Genomic DNA, 16,871 nt, shown 5'->3' on the forward strand with positions numbered 1-16,871 from the left:
GGTCCGCCGGGGTCCGCGCTCAGACGCCCTGGCGCTGCCGGATGATGTTGAGCGCGCCGCCGGCCCTGAACCAGCCGATCTGTTCGTCGTTCATGGTCTGGAGGCCCTCGAAGTCGATCGTGGTGCCGTCGGGCTTGACGATCTGGCAGCGCACCGGGGTGTCGGGGGCCAGGTCGGCGAGGCCGAGCACGTTGATCCGATCGTCCTCGTCGATGAGGTCGTAGGTGGCCGGGTCGGCGAAGGTCAGCGGCAGCACGCCCTGCTTCTTCAGGTTCGTCTCGTGGATCCTGGCGAAGCTGCGGGTCAACACGACCCGGGCGCCCCGGAAGCGCGGCTCCATCGCGGCGTGCTCGCGAGACGACCCCTCGCCGTAGTTCTCGTCACCGATGGCGATCCACGGCTGGCCCGCCTCGTGGTAGTGGGCGGCGATGTCCGGGAAGCTCTTGGTCCGGCCGTCGAGCTGGTCCTTGCCGGCGCCCACCTCGTCGGTGAACGCGTTGACGGCGCCGATGAAGAGGTTGCCGGAGATGTTCTCGAGGTGGCCCCGGTACTTGAGCCACGGGCCCGCCGCCGAGATGTGGTCGGTGGTGCACTTGCCCTTGGCCTTCATGAGGATGGGGAGGCCGACGAAGTCCTCGCCGTCCCAGGCCGCGAACGGGGAGAGGAGCTGGAGGCGGTCGGAGTCCGGCGAGACCCGCACCTCGACCGAGGACCCGTCCTCGGGCGGGGAGATGAACCCGCTCTCGCCGGGGGTGAAGCCCTTGGCCGGGAGCTCCTCGCCCACGGGGACCTCGAGGCGGACCTGCTCGCCGGTCCGGCTGGTGAGCGTGTCGGTGACCGGGTCGAAGTCGACGCGGCCGGCGAGGGCCAGGGCGATGACGGTCTCGGGCGAGGTGACGAACGACAACGTGGAGGCGAGGCCGTCGTTGCGCTTGGGGAAGTTGCGGTTGTAGGAGTTGACGATCACGTTGGTGTCGCCCTCCTGTACGTCGCTGCGCGACCACTGGCCGATGCACGGCCCGCAGGCGTTGGCCAGCACGGTCGCCCCGAGCTGTTGGAGGTCGGCGAGGAGCCCGTCGCGCTCGATGGTGGCCCGGACCTGCTCGGACCCCGGGGTGACGAGGAGCGGGGTCTTGATCTCGAGGCCCCGGTCGACGGCGAAGCGGGCGATGCTGGCGGCGCGGCTGATGTCCTCGTAGGAGGAGTTGGTGCACGAGCCCACGAGCGCTGCCGAGATCTCCATCGGCCAGCCCTCGGCGCGGGCCTCGGCGCCGAGCTCGCTCAGCGGTCGGGCCCGGTCGGGCGTGTGGGGGCCGTTGATGAGGGGGCGCAGCTCGGACAGGTCGATCTCTATGACCTCGTCGAAGTAGGCGCGGGGGTCGGCGAGCACGTCGTCGTCGGCCCGCAGGTCGTGGGCCACCGAGTCGGCGGCGTCGGCGATCGCCTCGCGCCCGGTGCTCTTCAGGTAGCGGGCCATGGCGGCGTCGTAGGGGAACAGCGAGGTGGTGGCGCCGATCTCGGCCCCCATGTTGCAGATCGTGGCCTTGCCGGTGCACGAGATGGATTCGGCACCGGGGCCGAAGTACTCGACGATGGCGCCGGTCCCGCCCTTGACGGTGAGGATCTCGGCGACTTTCAAGATGACGTCCTTGGGTGCCGACCAGCCGCTGAGCTCGCCGGTGAGGTGCACGCCGATGAGCTTCGGCCAGCGCACGTTGAACGGGTAGCCGGTCATCACGTCGACGGCGTCGGCGCCGCCGACCCCGATGGCGACCATGCCCAGCCCGCCGGCGTTGGGGGTGTGGCTGTCCGTGCCGATCATCATCCCGCCGGGGAAGGCGTACTGCTCGAGGACGACCTGGTGGATGATCCCCGAGCCCGGCTTCCAGAAGCCGATCCCGTAGCGGGCCGACACCGACTCGAGGAAGTCGTACACCTCGGCGTTGACGTCGATGGCGACGCGGAGGTCCTGGCGGCCCTCGACCTTGGCCTGGATGAGGTGGTCGCAGTGCACCGTCGAGGGGACGGCGACCCGGGGGAGCCCGGCGGTCATGAACTGCAGGAGGGCCATCTGGGCGGTTGCGTCCTGCATGGCCACGCGGTCGGGGTCGAGGTCGGTGTAGCTGCGTCCCCGGTCGAGGCCGCCCGTCTCGGGGTCGCGGAGGTGGTTGATCAGGACCTTCTCGGCGAAGGTGAGCGAGCGGCCGAGGCGGCGACGGCCGACGGCCAGGCGCTCGGGGAGCGAGGCGTAGACGTCCTCGATGAGCTCGATCGGGGTGTTGGCGGCGACGGCCATGTCTCGGTGCCTTCCGCGCCCGTCGGAGACGGGCGCTGTCTCGTCGGTTGGTGCGAACGGGCGCCGGCCGGGCCGGCTCAGGTGGCGGTGCCGTCGGTCGGCACGGTGGTCGTGGTGGTGTCGAGCTGGTCGAGGATGTCGGTGATGAGGTCCGGGTTGTTGATGAGGATGATGACGTACACCAGCGAGACGAGGGTACCGATCACGCCGAGCACGATCGCCGCCGTGGCGAGGCCCTCGCCCTTGACCGTCCCGTTCGAGCGGGCCACGCGGCGCCGGGCGAGGATGCCGAGGGTGACAGCGGTCGGTCCGAGGACGATGCCGAGGATCCCGGCGATGCCGCACAGGGCGGCGAAGATGCCGGTGACCAGGGCCCCGACCGCCATCCCGTCGTTCTTCGGCGCAGCCCACGGTGTGGGTTGGCCCCATCCCTGGGAGGGCACGCCCGGTGGGATCGGGGCCCCCGGCGGTGCGGCCGCGCTCGGGGGCCACGCCGGGTTGTAGCCGGGAGGGGCGGCGCCCGGGGCGCCGGCGGGGTCGCCGGGGAAGGGTGGGGGGTAGTCGGAGGGACCGGGGTTCGCGGGAGGCCGGTCCTCGGGGGGCAGGGGGTTCCCCCACGGGTCCCGGGGGACATCGGCTCCGGTGCGAGGGTCGTCGCTCATGCGCCGGTGAGGCTACCGGGTCGGCGCTCCGGGCCCGGAGGCCGGTGCAGCCGGCGGGGCACCTCGGCGTCGGGCCAGGTGCAGCGCCCCCACCGACAGGGCGACCGGCGCCAGGACCACCACCAGGTCGGGCGGGGTCGGGCGGATCGGGCGATCGGTGCCCAGGGCCGCCGCGGCCAGCACCGCGAGGCCGACGTTGCGGGCCACCGCCACCCACGACAAGGGGTCGCGCCGCGACGAGCCGAAGCAGGCGCACGGCGTGTGCATGCCCGCCCGGAGACGTCCGGCCAGGAACACCGTGAAGAAGGCCAGGGTCACCAGCGCCCCGACGCCACCCGCCGAGGGGACGATGAGCAACAGGGCCACCACCGCCAGCTCGGCCAGCGGAACGAACAGCGCCATCGTCCTCGGCCGGGGCAGGCCCATCGCGTCGAAGGCCGTGGCGGTGCCCTCCGGGTCGCGCAGCTTGGCGACCCCGGCGAGTGCGAACACCGTCGCGACCACCACGGCAGCGGTGTACGCGATGCCGGCGATCGTCATCGGCGCAGTCTCGCGTCGATCAGGCGGTGGCCACCCGCCGTGCCGCGGAGTCGGCGAGGGCCTCGGCCCGGTTCCGGGGGAGGATGTGCCAGAGGTGCTCGACCTCGTCGTCCCACCTGGCGAGCAGCTCCTCGGCGCGGCTCGAGCCGGTCAGGTCGAGGTGGCGCTCGATGACGTGGCGGAGCTCCTCGAAGGCGTCGTGATCGGGCCGCACGACCTCGACCAGCCCCGGGTTGACTCGGCTCAGCACCCGCTCGGGCACCGGGTCCCACGCGAGGACCTGGCCCCCGGTCATCCCGGCTCCCAGGTTGTAGCCCATGCGTCCGAGGACCACCACGGTCCCGCCGGTCATGTACTCGGCGCAGTGGTCGCCCACCGCCTCGACGACGGCCAGGGCGCCGGAGTTGCGCACCGCGAAGCGCTCACCGGCCGCGCCGGCGACGAACAGCTCGCCGCCGGTCGCCCCGTACAGGCACGTGTTGCCGGCGAGGACCGTCGAGGAGCCGGCGTGGCGGCGGTCGAGCAGGGTGGCGTCGTCCTCGGGTGCCCGGATGACGATCCGACCCCCGCCCATGCCCTTGCCCACGTAGTCGTTGGCCTCTCCGACCAGGGTCAGCTCGACGCCGGCGGCGAGGAACGCCCCCAGGCTCTGCCCCGCCGAGCCGCGCAGGTGCACCCGGGCCGTCCCCCGGGGCGGGAGGGCCCCGAACTCGAGCGCCAGCGCGCCCGACAGCGCGGCGCCGACCGACCGGTCACGGTTGGTGATGCGATAGGAGAGGGTCACGTCGTCGCCGTCCCACACCGCCCGGAAGGCGTCGGCGAGAAGACGGTCCCCGAGGTCGGCGCGCGGGTCCTGGAGGGCGACGCGCTCGACGAAGTGACGGGGCTCGTCGTGGTGGTCGGGGGCCCGGGTGAGGAACGACACGTCGATCCGGTCGGCCCGGGGGTCGCCGGTCGGTCGCCTGCGCAGCAGGTCGACCCGGCCGATGGCCTCGTCGAGGGTCCGGGCACCGATCGCCGCGAGGTGGTGGCGGACCTCCTCCGCCACGAACAGGAAGTAGGCGGCGACGCCCTCCGGGGTCCCGGTGAAGTTGGCCCGTAGGTGGGGTCGTTGGGTGGCCACGCCGGGCTTGCAGGTGTCGCGGTGGCAGGCCCGCAGCATGATGCAGCCCTCGGCGATCATCGCCGCGGTGCCGAAGCTGTACTCGTCGGCGCCGAGCAGCGCGGCGAGCACGACGTGGCGACCGGTCTTGAACCCGCCGTCCACGCGCAGGCGGACGCGGCCCCTCAGCCCGTTGTCGACCAGGGCCCGTTGGGCGTCGGCGAGCCCGGTCTCCCAGGGCATCCCTGCGTGCTTGATGGCCGACAGCGGGCTGGCGCCGGTGCCACCGTTCCCGCCGGAGATGTGCACCACGTCGGCGAGCGCCTTGACCACACCTGCGGCGATCGTGCCGACGTTGTCGGTCGAGACCAGCTTCACCGACACCTGGGCGGCGTTCACCTGCTTCAGGTCGTAGATGAGCTGGGCCAGGTCCTCGATCGAGTAGATGTCGTGGTGGGGGGGCGGGGAGATGAGCCCGACCCCGGGCTGGGTGTGGCGGAGGCGGGCGATCTCGGCGGACACCTTGTGGCCCGGGAGCTGGCCGCCCTCGCCGGGCTTGGAGCCCTGGGCCATCTTGATCTGCAGCTCGTCGGCGTGCGCCAGGTACGCCGGGGTCACCCCGAAGCGCCCGGAGGCCACCTGCTTGATCCGGGAGTTCGTGTCGTCGCGCCCCGCGCCCCGCGTGTGGAACCGGGCCGGGTCCTCCCCGCCCTCCCCGCAGTTCGACTTCCCGCCGATGAGGTTCATGGCCTGGGCGAGGGTCTCGTGGGCCTCCTTCGACAGCGACCCGTGCGACATCGCCCCCGTGGAGAACCTCCGGACGATCGCCGAGGCCGGTTCCACCTCGTCGAGGGGGACCGGTGGGCCGAGGGCCGTCCACTCGAGCAGGTCGTTGAGCTCGGTGGGCGGACGTTCGGTGACGAGGCGCACGAAGTCGCCGTAGCGCTCGTAGCTCTCGCCGGCGATGGCCCGTTGGAGGAGGTGGGCGGCGGCTTGGTCGACCGCCTGCGGGTCGCGCTCGGACAGCGGTGGGGTCTCGGTCGACAGGGTGAGGACGTTCAGGGCCTCGGTGACCTCCTTGGAGTGGGCGTGGTACTCGCCGCCCTTGCGGACCCGGAAGTAGCCGGGCGAGTCGAGGACCGGTTCGTCTGGCGTGCAGGCCTCGGTGTGCCGGTGCAGGACGTCTTCGCCGAGCTCGCGCCAGCCGATCCCGCCCACCGGGTTGGCGGTCCCGGTGAAGCAGGTGTCGACGACCTCCGGGGCGAGCCCGACGACCTCGAAGACCTGGGCGGCCCGGTAGGAGTCGACGGTCGAGATCCCCATCTTGGAGAGGATCTTGAGGACGCCGGCCTCGACGGCGGCCCGGAACCGCTCCTGGGCCTCGGAGCTCACGAGGTCGCCGTCGTCGGCGTCGTCGGCCTCGGCGGCCACGGTCTGCAGCGCGAGGCGGGGGCACACGAGGTCGGCGCCGTAGCCCACGAGCGCGGCGACCGAGTGCGTGTCGCGGGCGTCGTCGGCCACGACGACGAGGCTGGCGTCCGAGCGGCGCCGGGTGCTCGTCAGGCGCTGGTGGACGGCGCCGAGGGCGAGCAGCGACGGGACGGGGGCCCGGCCGGGGCCGATGCCGACGTCGTCGAGGACGACCACCGCCGCCCCGTCGACGACGGCCCGGTCGGCCTCGTCGGCCAGGCGATCGACGGCGGCCCGGAGGCCGTCGGGACCTCCCGCCGTGTCGAACGTGGTGTCGAGCCTGACGGTGACGAACGGGTTGACGTCGCGGCGCAGGAGGGTCTCGACGGCCGACGGGTAGACGAAGAACGACTCGTGGACGAGGAGGCGGGCGACCTCGCTGTCCTCGCTCAGCAGCGGGGCCCGGGGACCGATCAGGGTGCGCAGGCTCATGACCAACCGCTCGCGCAGCGGGTCGATCGGTGGGTTGGTGACCTGGGCGAAGCGTTGTCGCAGGTAGTGGGCGACGGGCCGGGCGCGGCCGGCCATCGGCGGCAGCGGCGAGTCGTCGCCCATGGCGAAGGTCGGCTCGTAGGCGTCGGCGGCCATGGGTTTGAGGACCATGGCCAGCTCCTCCTTGGTGTAGCCGTGCGCGGCCTGGCGGACGAGCAGGTCGGACGGGGGCTCGGCCACGGGGGCCCCGGCGTCGAGGCCGTGGAACCCGTCGCCGGCCCAGGCGGCGTAGGGCGCCTGGGCGGTGGCCAGGTGCTCCTTGACGGCGTGGTTGCGCACGATGCCGAACCGCGGGCTCACGACGAGCATGTGGCCCGGTCCGAGCCGGCCGCGGTCGACGCTGCCGTGCCCGGTCGTGTCGACGGCCCCCATCTCCGAGGCGCAGACCACCAAGCCGTCCTCGCACACCGCGTAGCGCAGCGGGCGCAGGCCGTTGCGGTCGAGCGTGGCGCCCACCCGCCGACCGTCGGTGAAGATCACCCCCGCCGGGCCGTCCCACGGCTCCATCAGCGCGGAGTGGTACTCGTAGAAGCCCCGGACCTCCGGGTCGAGGTCGCGGGTCTCCTCCCACGCCTCGGGCACGAGCATGGCGAGCGCGTGGCTCACGCTGCGTCCGCCGCGGACGAGGAGCTCGGCGGCCTCGTCGAGCTGGGCGGAGTCGCTGCCGCTCGGGTCGAGCACCGGGCGGAAGAGCTCCTCGGGCCCGAGCCCGGCGGCCACGGTGCCGAGGCGGCGCCGGGAGCGCATCCGGTTGTGGTTCCCGTCGATGGTGTTGATCTCGCCGTTGTGGCACAGCATCCGGAACGGCTGGGCCCGTTCCCACGTGGGCAGGGTGTTGGTGCTGAACCGCTGGTGGAAGATGGCGAGGGGCGAGGTGAAGCGCTCGTCGGCGAGGTCGAGGTAGAAGTCGGCGAGCGCGTCGGCGGCGACCAGGCCCTTGTGGACGACGGTCCGGAACGAGCACGACGCGACGTAGGTGCCCTCGGTGGCGGCGTCGATCCGACGGCGCAGCCGGAAGGCGCGGCGCTCGAGCTCCTCGTCGGTGGCGGTGAAGTGGGGGTCGCCCTCCTCGGCGGGCGCCAGCTCGGCGAGGGTCACCGTGGTGGCGTCCGTCGGACGGAAGACCACCTGCACGATGGTCGGCCGGGTGCGCAGGGCCAGATCGCCGAGGGCGGCGTCGTCGGTCGGCGGGGTGCGCCACTCCACCTGCTCGAGGCCCTCCTCGGCCAGGAGGCCGGCCACCGTCGCGGCCGGATCGGGTCCGCGGACGAAGAGGACGGCCACGCCGGTTCCTGCGCCGAAGACGGCGGGCGGGATCGTGGTGAGCAACCCGGTGCCGTCGGAGGTCCGGGCGTCGGCGGCGACCGCCCCCCGGTGCTTGACGTTCGCCAGTCCGTCCAGGGCGGCGGCGACGATCGAGCGGGAGGGGCGTCCCTCGGCGTCGGCGACGAAGCCGATGCCGCAGGCATCGAGCTCGCGCATGGCGGGCCTCCAGTGCGTCGTGGATCGGTCGAGCCCTGACCGGGGAGCTCCATCGCCGTTGGTGGCGAGGCTTCGTTGCCCCTACGACCCCTGTCGGGAGATGGTCACCCTACCCATCGCGGCGATCGCCATGCCGTCGGATTCATCCGGTGAAGCGGGGTTGGGTCCGGATCGGGTCGACCGTGACGACGAGCTCGACGGTGGTGGGGGCGCTCGTCCCGTAGTAGTCGGCGGCGACGTAGGTGAAGCTGTCCGGTCCGGCGTAGCCGGGGTTCGCCACGTAGGTGAAGCTGCCGTCGGATCGCAGCTCCAGCGTGCCGTGGGCGGGACCGGCCACGAGGCGGGCGGTGACGCCGTCGGGGGGCAACGCGATGCGCAGGTCGGCACCCTCGGCCGACATCGTGGCCCCGTCGGCCATGGCCGCCGCTCCCGGGACGAGGAGGCCCTCGCCCCGGTCGTTGCCGAGGACCCCGGGGGCCTCGACGGTCGTGGCGCCGACCACCTCGTAGCGCTCGGCGCCGGTCGTCGGGGTCGTCGGGCGGGCCGATTGCTCGAGCGAGACGTTCGGTTCGTCGCGGGCGTTCAACCCCACGCCACGGACACAGGTCCCGCCCCTCGGCGAGCCGTCGTTCCAGACCTGGCGGAGGCAGTTGCGCAACGCGAGCTGCGCCCAGTAGTCGGGGTGGAGCGACTCCTGCTGGAAGTGCGAGGTGTCGACGGTGTCGATGTAGATCTCGTTGACCCACTCGGTGAGGTTCTCGGCGCCGGTGGCGGTCCAGCTCGTCACGCCGCCCGCCTCGAGCTGGTTCACGCCGTTCTCGCAGAGCCGGCGCTGCTCGAGCAGCGGGCTCACCTCCAACGAGACGATGGCGCCGTCGGCCTCGGCCCGGGCGACCGCGGCCCGGACCGTCGCGTTGACCACGCCGAGGACGTCGTTGACCATCCAGTTGGCGTCGACGTTCCAGAAGCCGCAGCCCCCGGTGGTCTGACGGGCGTCGGTCTCCGGGTAGCGGAAGTTGCTGCCGTTGGGCAGCGGCTGCGGGTAGTCCTGCACGACCAGCGTGTAGTCCGACGCGCCGTGGCCGGCGTTGGCCATGGCCGTGCGGATGTTGGCGATCGCCCCGACGATCGCATCCTCGACCCGGGCCGCCGCCGCCGGGGCGACCTTGGCCTGCTGCGCAGGGTCGGTGTGGCAGTACGAGTTCGAGAAGATCGACTCCAGGAAGTCCTCGACGCAGGCCGTGGCGATGCCCGAGACGTCGAAGTCGTTCCCGCCGATGGAGAGCACGACCAGCCCGACGTCCTTCCCGGAGGCCACCTCCTGCAGCAGGCGCGCCTGGCCCTGCTTGCCGGCGCCGTCGTCGTAGAAGTCGATCCCGGGCTTGAAGTGGCCGTCGCTGTCGGTGTAGGTGACGGTCTCGGCCCCGCTGCAGGCGAGGTTGACGGTGTTGGTGGGGTTGATGTGCACCTCGGCCGACTTCGACCGGTGGCAGAAGGGGATCAGCTCGCCCGTGTCGGTCGGGTTGTCGAAGTAGGCCGTCGGTCCCAGGGCGTCGTTGGCGCTCTCGGGGAGGCTCGAGGTGTTGCCGGCCCACCGCCCGGCCTCGCCGGAGATGTAGGAGTCGCCGAGGGAGATGATCCACGGATCCCCGGCGGCCGGTGCGCCCGGCGCGGGGGCGTCGTCGGCCAGCGCGCCCGGGAGGCTCGGCCCGTGGAGGCCGACGACGATCAGCGCGACGGCGATCGCGGCGATCGCGGCGACCGCGGCGATGGAGCGGGGGGCGGGGCGACGGGACATCGGTCCTCCGTGGCGGTGGCGGGTGGCGGTGGCGCGGCGAGCAGCGAGCAGCGAGCGACAGGTGCCGGGGAGTCTCGCAGGCGGCGCCGGGTCGTCCCCGGCACCCTCGTGCCGGTCGCCCGTCGCTACCCTCCCCGGCGTGGGCAAGCTCGACGACGCGTTGCGGGTCCATCCGGAGACACGCGCCGAGTGGCGCGAATGGCTCGCCGCCAACCACGACTCGTGCGTCGGCGCGTGGTTCGTGTCGTGGAAGAAGCACACGGGTCGACCGGCGGTGGCCTATGACGAGGCTGTCAGCGAGGCGCTGGCCTTCGGGTGGGTCGACAGCGTGCCCCGCACGCTCGACGACGACCGGTCGATGCTCTGGTACGCGTCCCGCAAGCCGGGATCGGCATGGTCGCGGCCGAACAAGGAGCGGGTGGCGCGACTGGAGGCCGAGGGCCGGATGGCCCCCGCCGGCGCAGCGGTGGTGGCGGCGGCCCGGGCTGACGGGTCGTGGTCGAAGCTCGACGACGTCGAGGACCTGGTCGTGCCGTCGGATCTCGCCGCCGCTTTCGTCGAGCATCCGGGCTCGGCCGACGAGTGGGAGGCCTTCCCGCGATCGGCCAAGCGGGGCATCCTCGAGTGGATCGTGCAGGCCAAGAAGCCCGAGACCCGGGCGAAGCGCGTGGCCGAGACCGCCGAGTTGGCCGCCCGCCGGGAGCGCGCCAACCAGTGGCCCCGAAAGGCCTGACGATCGGGGCTTCCCGACCATCCGAACGTCGTGCCGAACGGCCCCGCCTCGTCAGACCTCGGGCCAGGTGCGCCCGGCGCGTCGGCGGCCGGGGCGCCGGTCGCCGAGAGCCCACGTGCGCCGCCAGGCGCCCGTGGTCGGCCCCTGGAGCGAGGGGGTGGCGCCGCTCGCCGCCCGCCGGCGGGCCTGCCACCAGTCGCTTCCCGCCTCGTCGGCCAGCTGCGCGACGGCCTGTTCGATCCGGGTGGCCATGCGGCGCGAATCCTCGCCGTCCCCGGGCACCAGCGGGTCGCCGAAGGTGACGGTGGTCGGCGAGGGGCGGGGCACGCGCTTGCCCTTGCGCAGGATGCGGCCGGTGCCCTCCACGTGGACCGGCACGACCGGGACCTCGCAGCGGATCGACAGGTAGGCGGCGCCGCCGCGGAAGGCCTGCCCCCAGCCGTCGGGGGACCGTCCGCCCTCCGGGAAGATGAGCATGCTCCAGCCGTCGTCGATCAGGGCGGCGGCCTGGTCGGCGGAGTTGCGGGTGACCTTCGTCCGCTCGATCGGGATGGCTCCGATGGCCAGCGCCGAGAGCGTGGACGTCACCTGGTTGGCGAAGAAGTAGTCGGCGGCGGCGCCGATGAAGAGGTGGTGGCGCCACGGCTCGGGGATGACCGACAGCATCAGCGGGGTGTCGAAGTGGCTGTGGTGGTTGGCGGCGAACACGACCGGTTGCTCACCCAGGTCGGCCAGGCGGTCGAGCCCCTTCACGGTCGGGGTGGCGAAGAGGTCGATGGCCGGGCGGATGACGCCCTCCACCAGCAGCACCCGGGCGGCCCGGGCGGGGTAGGAGCGGGCCCACTCGGTGTCGTAGTCGGCCCCGACCCGGTTCTCGGGCGGGGGCAGCTCGACGCCGGCGGGAGCGGTGGGGGCCCGCAGCGCGGCCGGCAGCACTCGCCGCAGGTTCCGGCCGCCGACGCGGGCTGCGCTCGACGCCGTCGAGCGGTTGACCGGGAGCCGCTTCACCAGCTCCGTGGCCTGCCGGGCGGTGACGGGCATGCGCCGTCCCGCCCAGTCGCCGAGGCCGCTCGCCGATCGGTGGTCGTCGCTCATGTCATGCCTCAGCTCACGTCGGCCATGAGGATCGGCGGGTTGTGGAGGTGGGTGATCGTGGCGTCGGGGCCCACCGTGTCGGACGCCATCTCGAGGGCGTCCTGCAGGGTCGAGGCCGCCTTGAAGCCGAGACGGCGCACGGCCCGCACGTCGCCGCCGACCACGATGACCTGGCCGACGTGCTGGAGCGCGTGGGCGCACCAGTACCACATGTAGAAGGGGTGGACGCCGTGGTAGGCGTAGCTGGTCCGGTAGAGGTGGCGGTACCACTCGTCCTCCGCGAAGCCCTTCTCGAACTCGGCCTCGATCCGGAGCGGGTCGGTGGTCTCCGAGAGCACCTGCTCGAAGAAGTCGATGTAGCTGGGGTGGTGGACGGGGTGGAACTCCCACGGTGTGGGGTGGCTCATGATCACCACGCCGCCCTCGCGCACCGGCGGCCGGCCGCGGTAGAGGTTGAAGAAGTAGCCCAGCCCGAGGCAGGCGACCAGGATCGGGTTGAGGATCGAGTTGACGTTGTAGGGGCTGATGTAGGGCAGGCCCATCGTGAGGATGTCGGTCTGGCCCTCGACGCCGACGAGGTGCTGGGCGTAGACGTTCTCGGTCGTGACCTTGTGCACGGCCTCCACCTCACCGGCCTGCACCGAGGTCATGGCGTGCGGTGCCTGCCACGACTGGAAGGCCGACCGCCGGGTGCGTTGGGGGAGGCGGTCGAGCCCGGCCTTCATGGCGGCGAAGGAGATGCGGTCCTTGGCGTTCCACTCCCACTCGCGCTTCTGGAGCACGGCCAGCGGGCCGTCGGTGCCGAAGACGTTGTTGTTCATGGTCGTCTCGATCTGGAACACCTTGACGCCCGAGTCCCTGAGCACCTTGCCCATCCGCCAGTTCGACGAGTGCAGCTCGGAGCGGTGCTGGTCCATGAACGACCGGGAGTGCTGCATGGTCGCGACGTTGTGGTGGTGGCGCAGGCTGCGGTAGCTGGCCAGCCCGGTGGCCGTCGACTTCCAGCCGCCGTCCATCGAGACGAGGTTGATGTTCACGTAGACGATGAGGTCGCTCGTGGCGGCCCGCTTGTTGATCTCGACCTCCTCGCCCTGGTCGGTGGTGCCCAGGTACTCGAGGTTGTCGGGGTCCTCGGCGTCGTGGTTGACGAGCAGGCCGTGCGGGGCGAAGGCGTCGTAGACCCGGTCGCCCACCGCGTGGCGCAGCTCGGCCTCGGTCATCCGGCGGTGCAGGGCCAGGGCGGCGACGAGCACCACGTCGTCGACGCCGTTGGCGGCCGCCTGGTCGAGGACGGCCTCGATGACCCGCTGGCGGATGTCGGGCCGCTTCATGGGAGGGAGCGGCAGCGAGATGTCGTCGAAGGCGATCGTGAGCGTCATGCCGGGACGGAGCAGCGCCGAGAGCGGTTCGCTGTCGCCGAGCGGGCTCTCGAGGGCGTGACGGATGGCGGCGTCGGGGTGCTCGATGGGCTCGAGGGGTTCGGCCGGGTAGATCACCCGGCTCCGCCCGGCGGGCAGCTTCTCGAGGCGGAAGCCCTCCCCGTGGTGGAACAGGATCGGTGGCGTCGACCGATCGACGTCGAGCACGAAGCCGGGTCTAGGCACGGTGGCGATCCTTTTCGTTGCGGAGGTCGAAGGCGATGCGGACGGCGCCGCGAGCGCCGGCGTCGGCGGCGTGGGCGATGGCGTCCTCGAAGCGGGTGAGGGGGTAGGTGGCGCTCACCAGCCGGCCGAGGTCGGCGGCGCCGACGAGCTCGAAGGCGAGGTCGAAGGTCCGGCGGCGCCCGCCGTCGGGGAGCGTCTCGGTGCCGTAGGCGTAGGCCCCGGCGAGGGTGATCTCGCGTTGCCAGAGCCCGGTGAGGTCGATCTGGGTGCGCCCGGGCATCCCCACCATGGTGATGCGGCCCCGCGGGCGCACCACCGCCAGGCTCTGGGCGAGGCTGGCGTCGTTGCCGACGCAGTCGATCACCACGTCGGCGCCGCCGGTGAGCCGCACGATGTCACCGTCGCCGAGCGCCATGGTCCCGGTGGCGCGCCGCACCGCCCGGGCGACCTCGCCGGGGGCCACGACGGTGTCGGCGCCGAGCTCGCGGGCCAGGTCACGTTGGACGGGGTGCTTGGCGACGGCCACGACGGTGCACGCCGGCGCGTATCGGCGGACGGCGGCGATCGTGAGCAGCCCCAGGGCGCCTGCGCCGAGGACGACGACGAGGTCGCCGGTCTCGACCCGCGCGGCGAGCGCGCCGTGGACGGCGCAGGCCGTCGGCTCGACCATGACGGCCGCCTCGTCGGACCAGCCGGCGGGAACGGGGTGGAGCTGGCTGGCGTGGGCCACCATCCGGGTCGACCACCCACCGCCGGTGTCGCAGCAGAACCCCGACTGGAGTCCGGGCTCGATCGCCCCGAAGGCGATGCGTTCGCAGTTGCCGAGGTCGCCGCGGGCGCACGCGTCGCAGACCGGGTCGATCCCGCGGGTCACGCAGCCGAGGACCGGCTCGAGGACGACCCGCCCGGCGGGGACGCCGTCGCAGGGTGCGTCGAGGTCGGCCACGACCTCGTGGCCGGGGACGAACGGGAACGACACGATCGGCTCGAAATACCGGGAGCTGAGCCCGTCGATCGTCGACAGGTCCGAGCCGCAGATGCCGGCCAGGCGGGGCTTGATCTCGGTCCACCCGGCGCCGGGGAGGTCGGGCGGGTCGATCGAGCGCAGTCGCAGCGGGCCGACCTTCGCGCCGGCGCCGCCGGCGATGCGCCCCGCCACGGTGGCGGCGGCGAACCGGGGGAGGTTGCGCTCGAAGCGCAGCGCCTTCACGCGGTGCCTCCCGGGACGAGGGGGTTGGCCAGGCCGCCCCGGCGGGTGCGGCGGGGCCCGATCGGGATGACCCGGCGGGGGGCGCCGGGGGCCTTTGCGAAGTGCTCGACCAGCCAGCCCCGCTTGCGGGCCAGCGCGGCGAGGCGTGTCTCGGGGTTCACCGCCACCGGGAACCCGACGGCTTCGAGCATCGGGAGGTCGCTGGTGGAGTCGGCGTAGGCGACGGTCTCGTCGAGGTCGAGGTCGTGGGCGGCGGCGTAGTCCATGAGGACCTGCGCCCGGCTCTCCCCGGTGGGGGGCACCTCGGTGAGCTCGCCGTCGTAGGCGCCGTCCGTCACGCCCATCTCGGCGGCGACGATGTCGTCGAACAGCGGGCCGAGCGGCTTGACCACGAAGTCGAGGGCGCCGGTGATGAGGAGGGTGCGATGCCCGGCGGCCCGGTGCTCGCGGACCCGTCGGATGGCGGCCGGGAACGACTTCGCGATGATGAGCCGACTGAACATCTCGGCGGAGTCCTCGTCGATCTGCTGCACGGGGGCGCCGTCGTAGCGGCGGTAGAAGAACCGCAGGAAGTCGCTGCGGTCCGTGCGGTCGAGGCTCAGCAGCGACGGGCCCTCGGCCAGCAACGACGCCGCGAACCGCACGCGGTCGCGGCTGGGCATCCGCCGGGTGGCGAGGAACGCGTAGCTCGCCACCACGTTGGACGCGATGAGGGTGTTCTCGAGGTCGAAGGCGGCGAGCTGGCGCTCGGGGGCGAGGACCTGGGCGCGCAGGCGGGTCTCGCGGCTCGGGCCGGTGCGCCCGCCCGGGGTGGTGCGGACGCGGGCCTGCTGGACGACCGACGGCAGGAAGACGTTCTCGGTGAAGTCGGTCCAGTCGATGACGCGTGGGTCGAAGCAGAAGTCCCGCTGGTCCTCCTCGCTCTGGGCGTCCCAGAGCGCCAGCAGGTGGTCGAGGCCGTACAACGCCTCGCACTCGGCGTAGGCGCCGTAGAGCTCGACGTAGCCGAGCGCCTGCTCCGCCTCGTCGCGCTTGGCTTCGAGCGACGCCGTCCACTCCGCCTGCTTGCCGCGCAGGGGGAGCGCACCGAGGACGCGCTCGGCGCGTTCGAGGGTCGTGCGGGCCCGGGTGAGCTGGCCCTGCACCCGCCCCCGCCCGGGAAACGACCACTTGGGTACGACGATGGGCTGGCCCTTGGCGTCGTAGAGCGGGTGCTCGAGGAACCATTCGCTGACGAGGTCGACCAGGCGCCGGTACCGCAGGGGGTTCTGCGAGCCGGAGGCGACCTGCACGACCTCGACGTCGGGCTCGGGTCCCTTGGCGGCCACGGCGATGATGGCGGCCGACACGAGATCGACCGGGATGACGTCGACGATGCCCTCGGGCACCCCCGGGAACTCCTTCAGCAGGCCCCGGGCGTAGCTGATGATCACCGGGTCGGCCATGCGGAAGCCCCGGATCCAGCCCGGTCGGGGCTCGGCGAGCGCCGTCTCGATGATCGACGGGCGGACGATGCTGACGGGGACGTCGCCGCGGGTCTCGACCAGGGCCCGTTCGCCGAGCGCCTTGGTGTAGGCGTAGGCGTCGGGCCACCCGAGGGATGCGGCCCGGGCCCGGCCCGCCTCCACCATCCGGTCGTCGACCCACCGGGCCCGGTTCTGCTCGGTCCGCTCGGACAGCGCCGGGGTGCCGGCGGCACCGAGCGAGGTGCGGGCCTGGCGGGCGAAGTCGGCCAGCATCTCCGGCGTCCGGCTGTGGGCCTCGGCGTCGCGGCGGGCCCGGCGGGCGCCCTCGACCTCGCTGCGCCAGTCGACGTCGACGAAGAACGGGCTCTCGTCGACGAGCTGTTCGGGGGCGGACCCCCGCCGGTTGCCGGCCACGTAGCAGGTGGACACGGCCACGAGGTGGGGGGCGACCCCGAGGTCGTGCAGGGTGGCGGCGATGCGGGTGGGACCGAGGAGGTTGACCTCCACGGCGCCGTCGAGGGGGGAGTCGAAGCTCACCGTGGCGGCGGAGTGGATGACGGTGTCGCAGGAGGCCAGCACGGCCCGGCCCTCGTCGTCGAGGCCGAGGCCGTCGCGGCTCACGTCGCCGGCCACGGCGGTGATGCGTCGTGCGGTCATCTCCGCGAAGCCGTCCTTGCCGAGCTCGGCGCGCAGGCGGTCGAAGGCGTCGTTCTTCAGGATCTCCCGGGCGACGCGCTGCTCGACGCTCGACCGCTTGCCGGGTCGGACGAGGAGGACGAGCTCGCAGTCCGGCACGGCGCGCAGGAGCCGTTCGAGGAGGTTGGTGCCGAGGAAGCCGGTCGTGCCGGTGATGAACAGGCGCTTCCCGGCCAGCGACTCGCGGATCACGGGGTGTTGTCTACCACTTGGTAAGTGTTGCGG

General features: G+C 72.9%; 10 protein-coding genes. 1 reads left to right on the forward strand and 9 read right to left on the reverse strand.

Going from position 1 to position 16,871, the window contains the following annotated elements; genetic code table 11:
- Positions 1 to 19 precede the first annotated feature (19 nt).
- The 5 genes from MUE36_04755 to MUE36_04775 all read right to left on the reverse strand — a co-directional run bounded on the left by MUE36_04755 (position 20) and on the right by MUE36_04775 (position 9,842).
- The gene (locus MUE36_04755) at positions 20 to 2,296 is read right to left on the reverse strand and encodes an aconitate hydratase (protein MCU0310237.1); all 2,277 of its coding nucleotides are present in this window, start codon (positions 2,294 to 2,296) and stop codon (positions 20 to 22) included.
- 77 nt (positions 2,297 to 2,373) lie between these two features.
- Positions 2,374 to 2,958, reverse strand: coding sequence for a DUF4190 domain-containing protein (locus MUE36_04760; protein ID MCU0310238.1), 585 nt, complete (start codon positions 2,956 to 2,958; stop codon positions 2,374 to 2,376).
- A 12-nt stretch (positions 2,959 to 2,970) separates the two neighbouring features.
- The gene (locus MUE36_04765) at positions 2,971 to 3,498 is read right to left on the reverse strand and encodes a DoxX family membrane protein (GenBank protein MCU0310239.1); all 528 of its coding nucleotides are present in this window, start codon (positions 3,496 to 3,498) and stop codon (positions 2,971 to 2,973) included.
- A gap of 19 nt (positions 3,499 to 3,517) precedes the next feature.
- Entirely contained in the window at positions 3,518 to 8,044 is a 4,527-nt protein-coding gene (locus MUE36_04770) for a glutamate synthase-related protein (GenBank protein MCU0310240.1), read from the reverse strand.
- 142 nt (positions 8,045 to 8,186) lie between these two features.
- Positions 8,187 to 9,842: an Ig-like domain-containing protein gene (locus MUE36_04775; GenBank protein ID MCU0310241.1), complete on the reverse strand. Its 1,656-nt coding sequence runs from the start codon at positions 9,840 to 9,842 to the stop codon at positions 8,187 to 8,189.
- Between the two features lie 139 nt (positions 9,843 to 9,981).
- On the opposite strand from MUE36_04775, the gene MUE36_04780 reads away from it, so the two are divergent.
- Positions 9,982 to 10,575: a YdeI/OmpD-associated family protein gene (locus tag MUE36_04780; protein MCU0310242.1), complete on the forward strand. Its 594-nt coding sequence runs from the start codon at positions 9,982 to 9,984 to the stop codon at positions 10,573 to 10,575.
- A gap of 51 nt (positions 10,576 to 10,626) precedes the next feature.
- Here the strand turns inward: MUE36_04780 and MUE36_04785 are convergent, their stop codons facing one another.
- From MUE36_04785 to MUE36_04800, 4 genes are read right to left on the reverse strand one after another with little or no spacing between them, the layout of a single operon-like run.
- On the reverse strand, positions 10,627 to 11,670 hold the full coding sequence (locus MUE36_04785; protein MCU0310243.1) for a 1-acyl-sn-glycerol-3-phosphate acyltransferase: 1,044 nt from the start codon (positions 11,668 to 11,670) through the stop codon (positions 10,627 to 10,629).
- An 8-nt stretch (positions 11,671 to 11,678) separates the two neighbouring features.
- Entirely contained in the window at positions 11,679 to 13,274 is a 1,596-nt protein-coding gene (locus tag MUE36_04790) for a nickel-dependent lactate racemase (GenBank protein ID MCU0310244.1), read from the reverse strand.
- Positions 13,267 to 14,484 carry a zinc-binding dehydrogenase gene (locus MUE36_04795; GenBank protein MCU0310245.1) on the reverse strand — a complete coding sequence of 406 codons (1,218 nt, stop codon included), beginning with the start codon at positions 14,482 to 14,484 and terminating at the stop codon, positions 13,267 to 13,269. Before MUE36_04795 ends, MUE36_04790 begins: the two co-directional genes overlap by 8 nt.
- Positions 14,481 to 16,838, reverse strand: a complete 2,358-nt coding sequence (locus tag MUE36_04800) for an HAD-IB family hydrolase (GenBank protein MCU0310246.1) — start codon at positions 16,836 to 16,838, stop codon at positions 14,481 to 14,483. The genes MUE36_04795 and MUE36_04800 overlap by 4 nt, the downstream gene beginning before the upstream one ends.
- Between the last annotated feature and the right edge of the window lie 33 nt (positions 16,839 to 16,871).

Source organism: Acidimicrobiales bacterium (assembly GCA_025455885.1).
In the GTDB taxonomy this organism is placed as follows: Bacteria; Actinomycetota; Acidimicrobiia; order Acidimicrobiales; family Acidimicrobilacustridaceae; genus Rhabdothermincola_A.